Source organism: Rhodospirillaceae bacterium, assembly GCA_040219235.1.
Classification (GTDB): Bacteria; Pseudomonadota; Alphaproteobacteria; order Rhodospirillales; family Rhodospirillaceae; genus WLXB01.
In genome coordinates, this window is record JAVJSV010000003.1 from 1 (window position 1) to 16,212 (window position 16,212).

Below are 16,212 nucleotides of genomic sequence, written 5' to 3' on the forward strand. Positions count from 1 at the left end.
TCTCTGGTAATCAAACTTCCCATGTCAAGGGCCGGTAAGGTTCTGCGCGTTGCTTCGAATTAAACCACATGCTCCACCGCTTGTGCGGGCCCCCGTCAATTTCTTTGAGTTTTAGCCTTGCGGCCGTACTCCCCAGGCGGAGTGCTTAACGCGTTAGCTGCGACACCGAAGGGCAACCCCCCGACATCTAGCACTCATCGTTTACGGCGTGGACTACCAGGGTATCTAATCCTGTTTGCTCCCCACGCTTTCGCACCTCAGCGTCAGTTCCGGGCCAGGTAGCCGCCTTCGCCACCGGTGTTCTTCCCAATATCTACGAATTTCACCTCTACACTGGGAATTCCACTACCCTCTCCCGTACTCAAGCATATCAGTATTAAAGGCAGTTCCCGGGTTGAGCCCAGGCCTTTCACCTCTAACTAAATACGCCGCCTACGTGCGCTTTACGCCCAGTAATTCCGAACAACGCTAGCCCCCTCCGTATTACCGCGGCTGCTGGCACGGAGTTAGCCGGGGCTTCTTCTCTGATTACCGTCATCATCTTCATCAGTGAAAGAGTTTTACAACCCTAGGGCCTTCTTCACTCACGCGGCATTGCTGGATCAGGGTTTCCCCCATTGTCCAATATTCCCCACTGCTGCCTCCCGTAGGAGTCTGGGCCGTGTCTCAGTCCCAGTGTGGCTGATCATCCTCTCAAACCAGCTACTGATCGTAGTCTTGGTAGGCCATTACCCTACCAACAAACTAATCAGACGCGGGCCAATCTTGGAGCGATAAATCTTTCCCCCGTAGGGCGTATACGGTATTAGCCAACGTTTCCATTGGTTATTCCGTACTCCAAGGTATGTTCCCACGCGTTACTCACCCGTGCGCCACTATCCATTGTGGTCCGAAGACCACGGATCGTTCGACTTGCATGTGTTAGGCCTGCCGCCAGCGTTCGTTCTGAGCCAGGATCAAACTCTTAAGTTGAATTGGAGTTGTTTCCTGCACAAACACTTCACACAAAATTATTTGGTGTTGCGTAGATGCGTTGACAACGTCCGAACTAGCGAACCGCCGCCTACGCATCCCTTTCGAGATCTCTTCACGATGTCAAATAGCGCTTTGTTAAAAAGCTTTTGGCGAACCATAAGCCCCTCAAAAAAGGTCTCGCAAACCGGGGTCCGTAAGGGCCCGTCCCTGCGAGAGAGACGGGGTTCTACAGGGTGACTTTCCCTGCGTCAAGCCCAGATTTGAAGTTTAATTTATCCAGTAAAATCAAGGCACTGGACTCGCTTAAGGAACATATCAAGATATATTCAGCGCGAGCGACAGTACATAAGCGTCAGTTTTATGTCTGTCAATGGACTCTACTATAAAAACGATGCGTTGATGTTGCCTTTAGCTGGTATGCAGAAGCTCATCAGCAGTAACAGTACATTACCAAACCAATGATCAACTAATGCCGCACAGTAGAAAAACAAGTTGAGAAACATTGACATCATGAATGTCTTGAATCATATTTCCATTAAGAATCAAGGGCTTGTAGCTGATTTGGTTAAGCAACTGCTACCATGCAGGACTTGAGCCTTCATAAAGACTAACGACCGAGATTGACAGAGAACCGCATAACGTTAAGGGGCAATATGGGGATCGGTTTGCATCCGAACGCGATGTGGTACACCTGTGCCGGAGCGTTCATTGGGGCACTTGTTGCTTTCAGTAGCCAAAGTAATCACTCGACGGAGTCGGATATAGCTTCGGCCTTAGGATTATCTTCTGAAACACGAAGCCTAGAAAAAAAATTAAACTCAACAGAGCTATCAGAGTCGTTAAGGCTTGCTCCGCTGTCGGTCACAACCACACCTGCACTGCCACTTGTTTCTTCAGAACTCTTGGTCGGGCGTGGTGATACGTTGCTTGGGTTGTTGCAGAAGAGTGGTGTGACGGGACCAGAAGCACATAAAGCCGTCTCTGCTTTAACCGAGGTATACGACCCGCGTGACATTCGCGTTGGACAACGCGTTTACGTTTCTAAAAAGAACGCGGCTCTCGACGCCATGAGAATTTCCGTATCGCCCGGTTTAGATGTGATTGCGCTGCGCACCGCTGAAGACGCTTTTGAAGGCTTATCTCTGAAAGCTGAAACGCAAGTCGTACCACAAGCCTACGCTGGAACTATTTCTTCTAGCCTTTATCAGGCCGCCATTGATCAAGGTGTTCCCGCACCTGTGCTTGCAGATATGATTCGTCTGTTTTCATACGATGTTGATTTTCAACGTGACATTAGAAGCAACGACCACTTCGAAATCATGTTTGGACAAGATGTGACTAACGAGGGTCTGGTTGTTGCTAATGGCAACATTGAATACGCCGCCATGATACTGCGTGGAGAAATCATCAAAATTTACGCGTTCGAACACAGCGATGGCGAAACGCACTATTACAACGAAGAAGGCAAAGGTATTCGCAAAGCTTTGATGCGCACACCTATCAATGGCGCAAGACTATCCTCATCCTTTGGTCGCCGGAAACATCCAGTTTTGGGCTACACCAAGATGCACCGTGGTGTTGATTTCGCAGCACCAAGAGGCACACCAATTTATGCGGCCGGTGACGGTGTTATTGAGAAGCGCCAGCGCTGGAGTAGTTTTGGAAACTACATTCGCATCCGTCACGGTGACGGATTCTCAACGGCATACGCACATATGAATAATTTTGCTAAAGGCTACACTGTTGGCAGCCGTGTGCGTCAGGGCGCAGTGATTGGTTATGTCGGCACGACCGGACGCTCCACAGGCCCTCACCTTCATTACGAAGTTCTGCGAAACGGTGCTCAGGTTAATCCCATGCAAGTTCGCTTCCCAGCCTCTAAAATATTATCTGGCGACGAGCTAAAAAACTTTCAACGCGCACGCGCGTCAGCTGACCAGAAATGGTTGAGACTGAGTTCAAACCGTGACATCGCATCTCTTGAAGCAACCGACGTGATTCTAACCCTAAAATAAGAACCACGTCGTCGGAATATATCACGCGGAATCAGTTGAAATAACTTTTCCGTTGATAGCCAGACCATCGCCTTCAACGGATACATTCACAGTCGCTCCATCATGAATGTCGCCGTTGAGCACCTGTGTCGCTAAAACGTTTTCAAGATATCTCTGGATCACACGCTTGAGAGGTCGCGCCCCGTATACGGGGTCATAGCCATGGCGGCCAAGCCACTCGGCTGCGGCATCGTCAATATTGAGGATAATCTCACGATCACTTAATCTTGAGGCCAGGCGCGCGATTTGGACGTCAACAATCCCACCCATCTGACTCAGACTTAAGCGATGGAACATCAGAATCTCATCGAGTCGATTAAGAAACTCAGGTCTGAACGCTGCACGGACCACATTCATAACATCGTCACGCACTTCGTTTGGCGGCGCACCATCACTTTGAGCCGCTAGAATGTCAGACCCAAGGTTTGACGTCATAACGATCAGGGTGTTGCGAAAATCAACCGTGCGCCCTTGCCCATCGGTTAAACGACCGTCATCCAACACCTGCAGCAATACGTTGAAAACATCCGGGTGCGCTTTCTCTACTTCGTCAAACAGAATAACTTGATAGGGACGCCGACGGACGGCCTCTGTGATAGAGCCACCTTGCTCATAGCCAACGTATCCCGGCGGAGCACCAATCAACCTAGCAACGGAGTGTTTCTCCATATACTCGGACATATCGATACGGACCATAGCCGCCTCGTCGTCAAACAAGAATTCTGCCAGAGCTTTGGTTAATTCCGTCTTTCCAACACCCGTAGGACCAAGAAACAAGAATGATCCAATGGGGCGATTGGGATCCTGCAAGCCAGCGCGAGAACGACGAACGGAGTTCGAGACTGCTCTCACGGCCTCTTCTTGACCAATCACACGTTTCCCGATGGCTTGCTCCATGTGAAGCAACTTATCCCGTTCACCTTCAAGCATCTTATCAACGGGAATCCCAGTCCACCGCGAGACAACATTAGCGATATGCTCTGCTGTAACTTCTTCAGTCACGACAGCCGAGCCATCATGACGCTCCGCTTCGACTAACTTTTGTTCCAAATCTGGAATGACTTGGTGCTGAAGCTGGCCAGCACGCTCATATTGGCTGCCACGTAAGGCCGTATCCAATTCAAGCCTTGCCTGCTCCAACTCTTCTTTGACTTTCGTCGCATCCGCTAGCTTGTTTTTTTCATTTTGCCACCGCTCAGTTAACGACGCAGAACTGGCCTCCAATTCTTCCAATTCTGCAGAAAGCTTCTCTAACCGGTCTTGCGATGCACTGTCTTTCTCTTTTTTAAGAGCTTCACGCTCAATCTTTAACTGAACAACCTTCCGGTCAAGCTCATCCAGTTCTTCCGGTTTAGAATCAACTTCCATACGGAGGCGGCTCGCCGACTCATCCATCAGATCAATCGCTTTGTCCGGCAAAAATCGATCAGAAATGTAACGGTTGGATAGAGTTGCCGCAGCTACCAAGGCACCATCAGAGATGCGTACACCGTGATGCATTTCGTATTTCTCTTTGATGCCACGCAAAATTGAAATGCTATCTTCGACTGTAGGCTCAGACACAAAAACCGGCTGGAACCTGCGCGCAAGCGCTGCATCTTTTTCGACATGCTTACGGTATTCATCAAGCGTTGTCGCCCCAACGCAATGTAGCTCACCGCGTGCTAGCGCTGGCTTTAAAAGGTTAGACGCATCCATTGAACCCTCAGCGGCGCCCGCACCAACTAAAGTGTGCATCTCATCAATAAAGAGAACAATTTGTCCTGCCGCAGCAGTCACTTCGTTTAAAACAGCCTTTAATCGTTCCTCAAATTCTCCTCTAAACTTTGCGCCAGCAATTAGCGATCCAAGATCGAGCGTGAGAAGGGACTTCTGTTTCAAACTTTCTGGCACATCACCATTTATGATGCGCAACGCTAGGCCTTCAACTATGGCCGTTTTACCTACGCCTGGTTCGCCAATAAGAACAGGATTATTTTTGGTCCGTCGCGATAAAACTTGAATGGTGCGGCGAATTTCCTCATCACGCCCTATAACCGGATCAAGACTTCCTTTGCGAGCCGCTTCCGTTAAATCGCGTGTGTACTTTTTGAGCGCTTCATACTGGTCTTCAGCGCCAGCAGTGTCTGCTGTTCTTCCCTTTCGCAGATCATTTATAGCTGAATTCATACCTTTGACAGTGACACCACACTCGGCCAAAACCTTTCCAACATCCGAAGCCGCGTCAAACACAAGAGCGAGAAGAAGATATTCTGCTGTTACGAAAGAGTCTCCTGCCTTACTCGACAATTGGCCTGCTTGGTCTACGACCTTAGCCAGGTCCTGCGACAGGTACATCTGGGTGTTAGAACCCTCTACTTTCGGCAGTTTACCGAGTGCCCGATCAACAAGGTCAAGAGCGCGTTTGGCTTGTCCGCCAGCCGCCTCAATAAGACGGGAAGCTTGCCCTTCATTGTCGTCTAACAGGGCCTTCAATAGGTGAAAGGGTACAACCTGCTGATGGTTATCCCGAAGTGCGATGGTCTGAGCGGCTTGGAGAAACCCTTTAGAACGCTCGGTTAAAGAATCAATATTCATAGGTCTAAGTCCAATCTTGGCGACGAGCCAAAATCTCCCTAATCAGGCAAGATTATTGACCCTCATTATAAGGCTTAGACACTAATATTGGGGACACATCGCATCCCTGCAAGATTAAGTGAAAAATATTCTGGGCAGGGATCAGCTTAAAACACTGAAAGCCGGGAAGTGGACGTTACTCAGCAGCCTCTGGTGCTGGAGATTCGTTAGACTCTTCTGCAACTTTCTTAGGAGGACGCCCTCTGCGAGGTTTCTTTACAGGAGACGCCTCTTGAACAGTCTCCGCCTTAGCAACTGCGGGTTCTGACTGACTCTCTATATTTTCGGATCTATCGTCTTTAGGAGTCGCATCATCTAAATCAGCGGTGGCTCTATTTGTATTTGTCTGGTTTGCACCTAAATCGACAGGACGTTGAGTCGAACCGTGCTCTTGTCCTCGGTTTTGACCGGAATTTTGATCCGAGTTTTGACCGGGATTCTGAACGGGCGCGGAGTCAGAAGTGTTTCCGTTCTCATTACCGTTCTGAGTCCGACGGCGGGCTTCTTGCTGTTCATTGCGCGCGTTGACAACCCGGTAGTAATGGTCCGCATGTTGATAATAATTCTCCGCCGCAATGCGATCGCCCTGCTGAGTGGCGTCACGTGCCAGCGCTGTATATTTATCCATTAATTGTTGGGCGTTGCCGCGATTACGGCCGCCTGAGTCGAAGTTTCCACCTCTTCCCTGAGGACGCTTTCCACCGTTATTGCGGTTGCGTCCGCGTCCCTTAGAACCGGTCATTTTTGACATAGACTCTTAAGCCAAGTTGTTGGAGCGATTTCCTCTTAATTCAGCCATAACCGCTGCGGAAATAATCCCACCAGCGGCTCCCGGGTCTCGTCTTTAGGGAGTTGACTGTGAACGGCCCCTGCCGTTCTAAAACAACAATCTGACTTAATGACTTACAGTCAATGTAATCTAAATCGTCGTTGTTAATTTGATGGTAGACAGCTTGGTTGAATTTTCCAACCTTTTTTTTTCGTTAGTGTTTTGTGGCAGAAACACAACGGATTATTCCAGCAAGATCAGTGTGCAGTTCAATCTCGCACAGTCCTGCTTGCATTAGAATCGCTGTCACAGCTTTTTCTTGTCCCTGACCAATCTCCAGCATCAAAATGCCACGATCTGACAACAGACGCCAACAATCTGGAATTAGTTTTTTATACGCCTTGAGGCCGTCAACCCCACCGCTAAGCGCAAGGCTCGGGTCATAGTTTCGAACATCAGGACATAGGCGTTCAATATCTTCTTCGGCTATGTAAGGAGGGTTACTCACAATAACGTCAAATCTGCCGTCTAAACTTGCCAACCAATCACCGACAACAAACGCTGAACGAGACCCAAAGCCTAGTTTTTCTGCGTTCTCCGAAGCCGTTTTCGCAGCGCCTGGGCTGAGGTCTAAACCTACCCCCCTCGCGTACTCAAACTCGCTCAACAGCGCCAGCAACAAACAACCTGTTCCAGTCCCAACATCAAGTATGTATGAAGCTGTTCGGTTTTGCTTTGACAGCCTTAGCAATACTCCGTCAACAACAGTTTCTGAGTCAGGTCTGGGGTCGAGCGTGTCCGGCGTAACCACAAACGGTAAGCTCCAAAACTCCTTTTGTCCTAGAATACGACTTACCGGTTCAAAATCTATGCGTCTCAATAGATAGGATTGAAAGAGATCATACTCGTGGTCCTGCATCATTGCTTCTGTACGGAAGAATAGCTGAGCCTGGGGAATCTTCATCACGGCAGCGGCAAGCAGACGCGTATCCAGACGCGAATCCTCGATTCCCGCTGCCTCTAGCATCATTACACTTTGTTGTAAGACTTGAGTAACAGACCGTGGCATTCACATACCCCGCTGTTACTTTGTCATTGCTGCAAGCTTCGACGATTGATCCTCTGCGGTCAAAGCATCAACCACTTCATCAAGTGCCCCACCCTGCATCATATCATCTAACTTATACAGCGTTAGATTGATTCGATGCTCAGTCACGCGGCCTTGCGGAAAATTATATGTTCTGATGCGCTCTGATCGATCGCCGCTGCCGACTTGGCCTTTGCGATCAGCTGCTCGGGCATTATCTTTTTCCAGCTTCGCTTTATCGTAGAGTCTGGCGCGCAAGACTTTCATAGCTTTGGCGCGGTTTTTGTGTTGAGAGCTCTGATCTTGGCATTGCACCACGGTATTTGTTGGTAAGTGTGTAATACGTACTGCACTATCCGTTTTATTGACGTGCTGACCACCAGCACCCTGCGCGCGATAGGTATCAACCCGCAAGTCTTTAGCGTCGATCTCAATATCTACATCTTCTGCTTCAGGGAGGATCGCCACTGTTGCCGCAGATGTGTGAATACGCCCTCCAGACTCTGTCGATGGCACACGCTGGACTCGGTGCACGCCGGATTCATATTTCAACCGCCCAAAAACTTCTTTTCCGGTGATGGTAGCGATAGCTTCTTTGAAACCACCGATACCCGTTTCATTGAGGTCCATAACCTCGAATTTCCAACCCTTTGCTGCTGCATATCTTTCGTACATACGAAATAGATCAGCTGCAAAAAGTGCGGCCTCTTCGCCCCCCGTGCCAGCCCGGACTTCAAGCAAGGCATTTCTGGCGTCATCAGCATCCTTTGGAATCAGCATGAACTGGAGCTCAGCTTCTTCCCTCGGCATACGCACCACAAGCTGATTCAACTCTTCTTCAGCGAGGGCTTTCATTTCTTTGTCCCCAGAAGATTCCTGAACGATCACCTGCGCCTCGATGATCTCATCGCGGAGCTGCTCTACAGAGCGTATTTTTTCGACAATTGGCGTAATATCTGAGAGCTCTTTGCCAAGTTCAGAAAGTAACTTGGAATCAAGAGTCCGGTCATTCGCCAAGCGCGACTGTATCTCATCATGGCGCCGAACAATTTGCGTCAAATTCTCTTCAAAACTCATTTGATTCTCTTACACACCGTAGGTCTTACTGCGCAAGATATCTGCAATCGCATCAACGGCGACAACCTCCTGCTCACCGCTGTCTAGGTCTCTCAGAACAACTTTACCATCTTTAAGTTCATCCTCACCAATGATCACAGCAGCGCATGCATTGACTTTGTCAGCGCGCTTGAGGCGTTTCTTCATATTTCCTGAGAAGGCCAAGTCAATAGACAGACCAGTGTTCCGCAACGCTTGAGTCATAGACTGCGCCTGACTCAGCAGTTCAGCGGAGACAGGAACAACAGCAACGGGACGGATAACGGCTGCTTGTCGATCTGACAACATTGCCAACCGCTCAATGCCTGCCGCCCAACCCACGCCGGGTGTTGCCGGACCACCCATCTGTTTAATCAAGCCATCGTAGCGGCCACCGGCAAGAACCGTCCCCTGTGCCCCAAGTGCCGTTGTCGTAAATTCAAAAGCGGTATGGCAATAGTAATCTAGACCGCGTACCAAATTTGTATTACGAACAAAATCAATCCCAAGATCACTCAGACCTTGCTGCACGGTATCGATAAACTCTTTTGAGCTGTCATTCAGATAATCTGCAAAATTCGGAGCCCCGGCGACGATTTTCCGATCCTCATCATCCTTTGAGTCAAAAATGCGAAGAGGGTTTTTAGCCAGACGTGCCTTGCTATCTGATGACAAATGCGATTCATGGGACTGAAAGTATGCGGTAAGCACGTCGCGAAAAGCAGTGCGGCTTTCAACATCACCCAAAGAATTTAACTCAAGTGTCGTGTATTCTGACAGCCCTAGACCATCTAGAATTTGCTGCGCCAACGCGATGACTTCGATATCCGCCTGAGGGCTTTCGACCCCGATCAATTCCACACCAATCTGATGAAACTGCCTTTGGCGGCCTTTTTGTGGGCGCTCATGCCGAAACATGGGGCCGTTATAAAAAAACTTCAGCGGACTATGTTGTGCCAAACCGTTTGAAATGAAGGCACGCGCCACACCTGCGGTGCCTTCAGGACGCAAAGTAATGCTCTCACCGCCCTTAGTTTCAAACGTGTACATTTCTTTAGTAACAATATCTGACGTGTCACCAAGCGTGCGCGCAAAAACCTCGGTGAATTCAAAAACAGGTGTCGCAATCTCCTCAAACCCATAGAGAACCGCAATGTTTCTCGACAAGTCTTCCACATACCGATGTCGTCGTCGCTCTTCGGGAAGCAAATCGTGCGTACCACGAACCGGTTGGAGATTAGTCACAGAATATAGTCCTCAAGATTTGATAAGCTTAAATGTGAGATTCGATTGCTATTCCGCTGCAGAAGCGGAGACAACACGTGTGTCAATTTGAGCGGACTGAATTTCCGCAGCCTTTTGCTCAATCAACCTTACCAAATGATCCATTTTTTCATTTTCGGTAATGTTGTGGTCAGCCACCCCGGAAATATAGACCTTGTGTGACCCATTGCCACCTCCCGTAATGCCAAAATCGGTCATCTTGGCTTCTCCTGGGCCGTTGACCACGCACCCGATAATAGAAACGGACAGCGGCGTCGAAATATGCGCCAAGCGTTGCTCTAGGGTCTCAACTGTTTTGATAACGTCAAAGCCTTGCCGCGCACAGGATGGGCAGGAGACAATTCTAACACCGCGATGCCGCAAATCGAGCGACTTAAGAATATCAAAACCGACTTTGATCTCTTCCACAGGATCAGCGGACAGAGAAACTCTGATCGTATCCCCAATACCAGCCCAGAGAAGACTGCCCATACCGATGGCAGATTTTACCGTCCCTGATCGCAATCCACCTGCTTCTGTAATCCCAACATGCAGCGGGTAGTCACATTGATCTGCCAAACCCTGATAGGCGGCAACGGCAAGAAAGACATCAGAAGCTTTGACACTGATTTTAAACTCAGTGAAATCGTGGTCTTCTAAAATACGGGCGTGAAATAGCGCACTTTCAACCAAAGCTTCAGGATTTGGTTCTCCATACTTTTCCAGAAGATGACGTTCTAAGCTTCCCGCATTCACTCCAATGCGAATACTACAGCCATTGTCCTTTGCTGCCTGTACGACATCACGCACACGTTCTTCAGAGCCAATATTACCCGGGTTAATGCGCAAGCATGCAGCACCGGCCTCTGCGGCTTCAATGGCCCGTTTATGATGGAAATGAATGTCTGCAACAATAGGTACAGACACTGCCTTGACGATCTGCGATAAGGCCGCTGTCGAGTCCTCATCTGGGCAGGACACCCTAACAATATCTGCGCCGGCGTCCTCAAGAGCCCGGATTTGAGCTATCGTGGCCTGTGGGTCAGACGTAAGGGTATTTGTCATGGATTGAACTGAGATTGGCGCATCACCGCCAACCAGAACGGACCCGACGCGAATTTGCCGGGATTTCCGACGATGAATATCTCTATAGGGCCTAAGGCTCATGACTCGCCATTTGGATTCAACCGGTTTGAACGTTGTAAGCGTGTTTATAGCCCAAAACCAGAGGCGGTAACAGAGAAGCTAAGAAATAGAAATCATCTGCATGAATGTGGGGTTAGCCGGGAGCAACGCCCGTCCTGAGACGCTCAGCATTCAATGGAACCCCTCGCCGCACGACCCCTTTATCGCCCAAGGGCGGTACTTGTTCTCCGCCAACGAACACCTCTAACCCGCCTGCATTTCCAGTCATTAAAGTGAGCCCATCACGATCTGGAACACGATACACCTCGCCTTCCCGAAGCAACCGGGTCAGCAACAATTCGTCACCATCCCTAACTTGAATCCAGCTATCTGATTTCGCCCGAAGCTCAATGAGAGTGGATTCTGTTGATGCAGCAGTTTCAACCTCGGCAATCTCAGCCTTATCTATGGAATCAACTGGACCAGGCAAGGGTGTCTGATCCCCCCCTTCGCTTGCGACCTCTACTTTAGCGTCATCTGACACCACGGTCGCTTCAACTGGTGACACATCTGGCTCAACAAATGTCGTCTCGGCTGATGTGGTCGCTACTGCAGTATCTTCAATAACCGCTGAATCATTAGCCGTTCCGCGAGACGAGGACTCATTCGTTTCGGTAACGGTTGGGGCGGTCGCTGATGAAGGCTCAACAGTTTCAGTTTCAATTGGCTCGACGGCTGCAAGTTGCGAAGTCTCTTCAACTGCAATGGGTGTTGCTTCAGATTCAACAGGCACATCCAAAACTTCAGAAAATTCACCCTCTGATACAGGGTTTGTTGACTCTGTCGATTCAGTTGGATTGAGTGTCTGTTGCCCTCCAGAGTCTGCTGCTTCTTGGGACTGCACGCTAACCTCGGCTTTTACGTCAGCAGAAGCCACCTCTGCCGACACTTCAGCACTTTCAGCTGATTCTATGCTGGCTCGGGCTGTTGCCGACATCCCCGTTGCATCAACATCAACATTAGGTTCATTTACAATTTCGGCCTCATCAAGCGCTTCAATCTCACCTTCGCCTTGGGAAGTTGTAAGAGCGACATCACTTGATTTCGTCTCATTGTCCGGCTCATTGGGGGCTGCAGCAGTGTCATCTGTGCGTGATAGAGAGGCTGTATCCTCTTTCGTAAAGCCCCGCCCATCGACCACATCTTGATCTTGAGCATCGATTAAGCCCGCCAACCTGTCAGGCACTTCCTGAATAAGGTCCACAGCATCTCGATCCGCATTGGTTATTGTGTACCACGCTCCATACACAACCATGCCCATGACGACCGCGATAGCTAACACCCCACCATTCGGCAGACCGCTTTCACCACTAGGCGCGGGAAATTTGAAGCGCGCTGTTGTAACTGTTCCGTTTGTCTCTTCACGTAAACGGCGAACAACTTCGTTCCCATCCAAACCCAGATAGTCTGCGTATGCGCGAATGAATCCTATAGAGTAAGCTGAACCGGGAAGGTCTTCATGCCGACCGTCTTCAATGGCGACAAGATAGCCATAGCGAATACGTAAAACCTTTGCGATTTCTTGCAGATCTCCGCCGGCGCGCATGCGTGTCGCACACAACAGCGCCCCAACATGATCTGCCTCAACTGGCTCTTCCTCACGCTTCGAGGGTTCAGCCACGACAGGTTCATCACCAGTTGCCGATTCTTCACGAGACGACATCTCGCCAAAGGGGTCTGCTTTGTTCAAAACTTAAGGTCTTCTGACAGCCAAGTCGCCACGCAATTCTCTCCCCACCGCAGCAACACCATGAGAAGTGTAGAATGTAACGACCATAGGTTAATTTTTCGCTAGAAAATTTTAACATATTGAAGTTATTAGAACAATTAGCTAGGCCGCTTTGATATTTGTCTGTTTTAACTGCGGCTTAGGCCAGCATAATTCTGTTATCTATAGCAAAAGACCGCAGTTTAGGTCTTAAACTGCGGCTTGGGTCATTGTACACCTCATGAATGAGGGGTGCCACTTGACCGACATCGATAGAACGCACCATTCGTTTGACTCGGCCAATTGAAGCCGCCGCCATAGACAGCCTGCGAAAGCCCAAACCTAATAAAGCGAGGGCCTCAAGTGGACGCCCCGCCATTTCACCACAAACTGTAACTTCGATATCTGCGTTATTCGCCGCATCCGCGATGGATTTGAGAAGTTTCAGAGATGGCTGTGATAAAACGTCGTAACGATCTTGAAGACGGGAGTTGCTTCGGTCAGCAGCAAAAACAAACTGTAACAAATCATTTGTCCCAACGCATAAGAAATCCACTGCTTTAATCAAGTCTTCTAGCTGCCAGAGCAACGCAGGCACTTCAATCATAACCCCCACCTTCAGATCTGATGGTCCACGCAGTCCCTTTCCACGGCAGCGCGAAAACTCCTTACTCAGAATGTCCTTCACCGCAACAAGTTCTGCAATTGAAGTCACCATGGGGAAGAGAATACGTAGTTCTCGCCCCTCACCCGCGCCAAACAGCGCACGAAGTTGGCCCCGCAGCAAACTGGGATGATCCAGGCCGATACGAATGGCGCGCCAGCCCATGGCAGGGTTTTCCTCAGCTCCTAAGGATTGCCAATACGGCAAGACTTTATCTCCACCAACATCTAACGTACGAAACGTTACCGGCTTATCTCCAGCCCCATCTAAGATGCGTCGATAAAATGCCTCTTGCTCTACGACGGTCGGCAAGGTTGTTGCTGAAAGAAAGGACAATTCAGTCCGGAAAAGGCCCACTCCCTCAGCACCCGTAGAATTCAGGACGGGCACATCAACTTCTAATCCGGCATTTAACAACAGCGCGACGTCAACGCCATCAAGCGTTCGGGCTGGTAAATCTATTTCATTAGCGTACTGCCGTTTTTGCTGTGCTAACGCGCTCGCATTTTCAGCATAAAGTTCTTGTAGTTCAGATACAGGCCGCAGAATTACTTGGCCGCTCTCGCCATCAACGATGAGGGAGTCCAAGGCATCTACACGGTTGATGACGTCTTTGACCTGACCGACAACAGGAATATCTAAGGCTCTGGCAATCACCACCGCATGCATTGTCGGCGAGCCCTCCTCCAATATCAGGCCCTTGAGTTTGGTCGCGTCATAGCTCAACAACTCGGCGGGCCCTAGTGATCGCGCCACTAAAATTGCATCGTCAGGGATATCAGTCTCTTGCTCGCTCCCCGTCAAAACACGCAACAGACGCCGCACCATATCATCGAGGTCTAGGACACGTTCGCGGATCAAAGGATTACCGATTTGCTGCATCCGTCGACGCATATCTTCATGCATTTTCTGGGTTGCTGCTTCCGCAGTTAAACCACCATCAATGCCTGTCTCGATTTTACGAATAAGGCCGCCATCCGCAGCAATCATACTGTAGGCTTCGATAACATCGGCCAGGTCTGTGGCCGCGCCTGAGTCTCTAACCTCTGACGCTTTAATTAAATGATCGATATCTGATTTCAGATCAGCAAGCGCTGCATGAAGACGCGCTTTCTCGGCATCAGCATTATCACTGAAGAGTCGGCCAATACGAACTTCAGCAGCATGCATAACCGCAATGCCAATCCCAATGCCGCCGTGAAGCGCCAAGCCAGCCATGCGCTGCGCCAACACTGCATTCCCTTGTACCGGAACGACTTCGCTACGCTTTACCAACTCAGTTGCGGCAAGCAATTCTGAGATCACCATGGCGACAGTCTCTAAAGTGTCGACCTGCCAATCATCAAAATCTCGTTCCTCTTTATTTTGAACCGCAAGAACGCCAACTATGCGACTTGCTTGGACCAACGGCACACCCATGAAAGAGCGAAAAAAGTCTTCCCCCGTTTCTGGGCGATAGACAAATTGAGGATGCGACCAGGCATCAGCAAGTGCCAAAGGTCGCTTTTGCGATACAATCTCCCCAACCAAACCCTCACCCACACGCAGCCGGGTAACGTGAACAGCATTTGGGTCCAGACCATGTGTCGTAAATAATTCTAGCACTTCTCCTGCCCGCAAAACATAACAGGAGCAAACATCCACCTTCATGCCTTCCGCGATGATACGGGCGGTCTTATCTAGTTTTAATTGAGCAGAACCCTTGCCGGACATAACCGATCTCAAACGCGCCAAGAGACGTCGTGAGTCGTCGGCTGCAAAACCAGGCATTAGGAATTTCTTTTTCTGAGTGCTAAATTTGCTTGGTCGATGAGCTCGTCAATGATGTCTTGTGTCGATTGTTCGCGCGTTACCATGCCAACACTCTGACCGGCCATAAGGGAACCGCGTTCAACATCACCATCGATAACAGCTCGACGCAAAGACCCCGCCCAGAAATGCTCAATTTCAAGCTGGGCCGCCGCTTGCTCAATATCACCAGCGACAAACTTCTCAATCATAGCCCTTTGCGTGGCCATAAATTCGTCCGTACCTGCATTTGTAAGCGCGCGTACAGGAATGACCGGAAAGCGCTTATCGATTTGTACCGTCGGCATCGCGTCTCGAGCATTTCCCCGCAGGAAAGCCTTCTTGAAATTCGGATGTGCAATGCTTTCGTGTGCGCACACAAACCGCGTCCCCATTTGAACACCTGCAGCACCCATCTCAAGGTAATTCACGATGACTTCGCCCCGCCCGATACCACCGGCAACAAAGACCGGAACGTCCGTCACGTTGGGCAGGATTTCCTGTGCCAATACACTGGTAGAGACGGGTCCGATGTGCCCCCCCGCTTCAGAACCCTCAATCACCAGCGCGTCAGTTCCCAATTTTATTAATCGTTTTGCAATGACCAACGCTGGCGCAAAACAAATAACTTTCGCCCCGCCTTCTTTCAGCGCTTTAATAGACGAAGAAGAAGGCAGTCCCCCTGCTAAAACCACATGAGAAACTTTGTTTTTGAGGCACACATCAATGAGCTTGGGCAAGTCAGGATGCATGGTTATGAGATTGACCCCAAAAGGCTTAGAGGTTAGCTCGAACGTCGCCTTTATCTCTGCATCCAGCAGGTCAGGGGTCATCGCCCCGCACGCAATCACGCCAAAACCACCCGCATTGGAAATGGCCGCCACCAAATTACGTTCTGAGACCCAAGTCATGGCACCGCACATGATCGCGTGCTCGCAACCAAGGAACGCTGTTCCCCTCGACCAGAGATCATTTAAATGCCCTGGCACGATGCTTTTATCCATGATC

Annotated in this window: 10 protein-coding genes and 1 rRNA gene; 1 reads left to right on the forward strand and 10 read right to left on the reverse strand. The window is 49.8% G+C overall.

Annotated elements, in window-relative coordinates; all coding sequences use genetic code 11:
* Nucleotides 1–972: ribosomal RNA gene (locus RIC29_00680) — 16S ribosomal RNA — on the reverse strand; the annotation flags it as partial.
* Nucleotides 973–1,628: 656 nt separating this feature from the next.
* Between RIC29_00680 and RIC29_00685 the strand changes: the two genes are divergently transcribed.
* Nucleotides 1,629–2,990: a peptidoglycan DD-metalloendopeptidase family protein gene (locus RIC29_00685; protein MEQ8733410.1), complete on the forward strand. Its 1,362-nt coding sequence runs from the start codon at nucleotides 1,629–1,631 to the stop codon at nucleotides 2,988–2,990.
* Nucleotides 2,991–3,011: 21 nt separating this feature from the next.
* On the opposite strand, the gene clpB is transcribed toward RIC29_00685, so the two are convergent.
* The 9 genes from clpB to RIC29_00730 all read right to left on the reverse strand — a co-directional run bounded on the left by clpB (nucleotide 3,012) and on the right by RIC29_00730 (nucleotide 16,208).
* Nucleotides 3,012–5,606, reverse strand: coding sequence for an ATP-dependent chaperone ClpB (clpB, locus tag RIC29_00690; protein MEQ8733411.1), 2,595 nt, complete (start codon nucleotides 5,604–5,606; stop codon nucleotides 3,012–3,014).
* A 175-nt stretch (nucleotides 5,607–5,781) separates the two neighbouring features.
* Entirely contained in the window at nucleotides 5,782–6,387 is a 606-nt protein-coding gene (locus RIC29_00695) for a DUF4167 domain-containing protein (protein ID MEQ8733412.1), read from the reverse strand.
* A gap of 241 nt (nucleotides 6,388–6,628) precedes the next feature.
* Nucleotides 6,629–7,483, reverse strand: coding sequence for a peptide chain release factor N(5)-glutamine methyltransferase (gene prmC / locus RIC29_00700; protein MEQ8733413.1), 855 nt, complete (start codon nucleotides 7,481–7,483; stop codon nucleotides 6,629–6,631).
* A 15-nt stretch (nucleotides 7,484–7,498) separates the two neighbouring features.
* Complete coding sequence (gene prfA / locus RIC29_00705) at nucleotides 7,499–8,578, reverse strand: peptide chain release factor 1 (protein ID MEQ8733414.1); 1,080 nt, start codon at nucleotides 8,576–8,578, stop codon at nucleotides 7,499–7,501.
* 9 nt (nucleotides 8,579–8,587) lie between these two features.
* On the reverse strand, nucleotides 8,588–9,841 hold the full coding sequence (gene hisS / locus RIC29_00710) for a histidine--tRNA ligase (GenBank protein ID MEQ8733415.1): 1,254 nt from the start codon (nucleotides 9,839–9,841) through the stop codon (nucleotides 8,588–8,590).
* Nucleotides 9,842–9,889: 48 nt separating this feature from the next.
* Nucleotides 9,890–11,026, reverse strand: coding sequence for a flavodoxin-dependent (E)-4-hydroxy-3-methylbut-2-enyl-diphosphate synthase (ispG, locus tag RIC29_00715; GenBank protein MEQ8733416.1), 1,137 nt, complete (start codon nucleotides 11,024–11,026; stop codon nucleotides 9,890–9,892).
* 112 nt (nucleotides 11,027–11,138) lie between these two features.
* The gene (locus RIC29_00720) at nucleotides 11,139–12,734 is read right to left on the reverse strand and encodes a DUF4115 domain-containing protein (GenBank protein MEQ8733417.1); all 1,596 of its coding nucleotides are present in this window, start codon (nucleotides 12,732–12,734) and stop codon (nucleotides 11,139–11,141) included.
* Between the two features lie 178 nt (nucleotides 12,735–12,912).
* Complete coding sequence (ptsP, locus tag RIC29_00725; GenBank protein MEQ8733418.1) at nucleotides 12,913–15,186, reverse strand: phosphoenolpyruvate--protein phosphotransferase; 2,274 nt, start codon at nucleotides 15,184–15,186, stop codon at nucleotides 12,913–12,915.
* A complete protein-coding gene (locus RIC29_00730; GenBank protein MEQ8733419.1) occupies nucleotides 15,186–16,208 on the reverse strand; it encodes a nitronate monooxygenase in 1,023 nt (340 codons plus the stop codon). Before RIC29_00730 ends, ptsP begins: the two co-directional genes overlap by 1 nt.
* Nucleotides 16,209–16,212 lie beyond the last annotated feature (4 nt).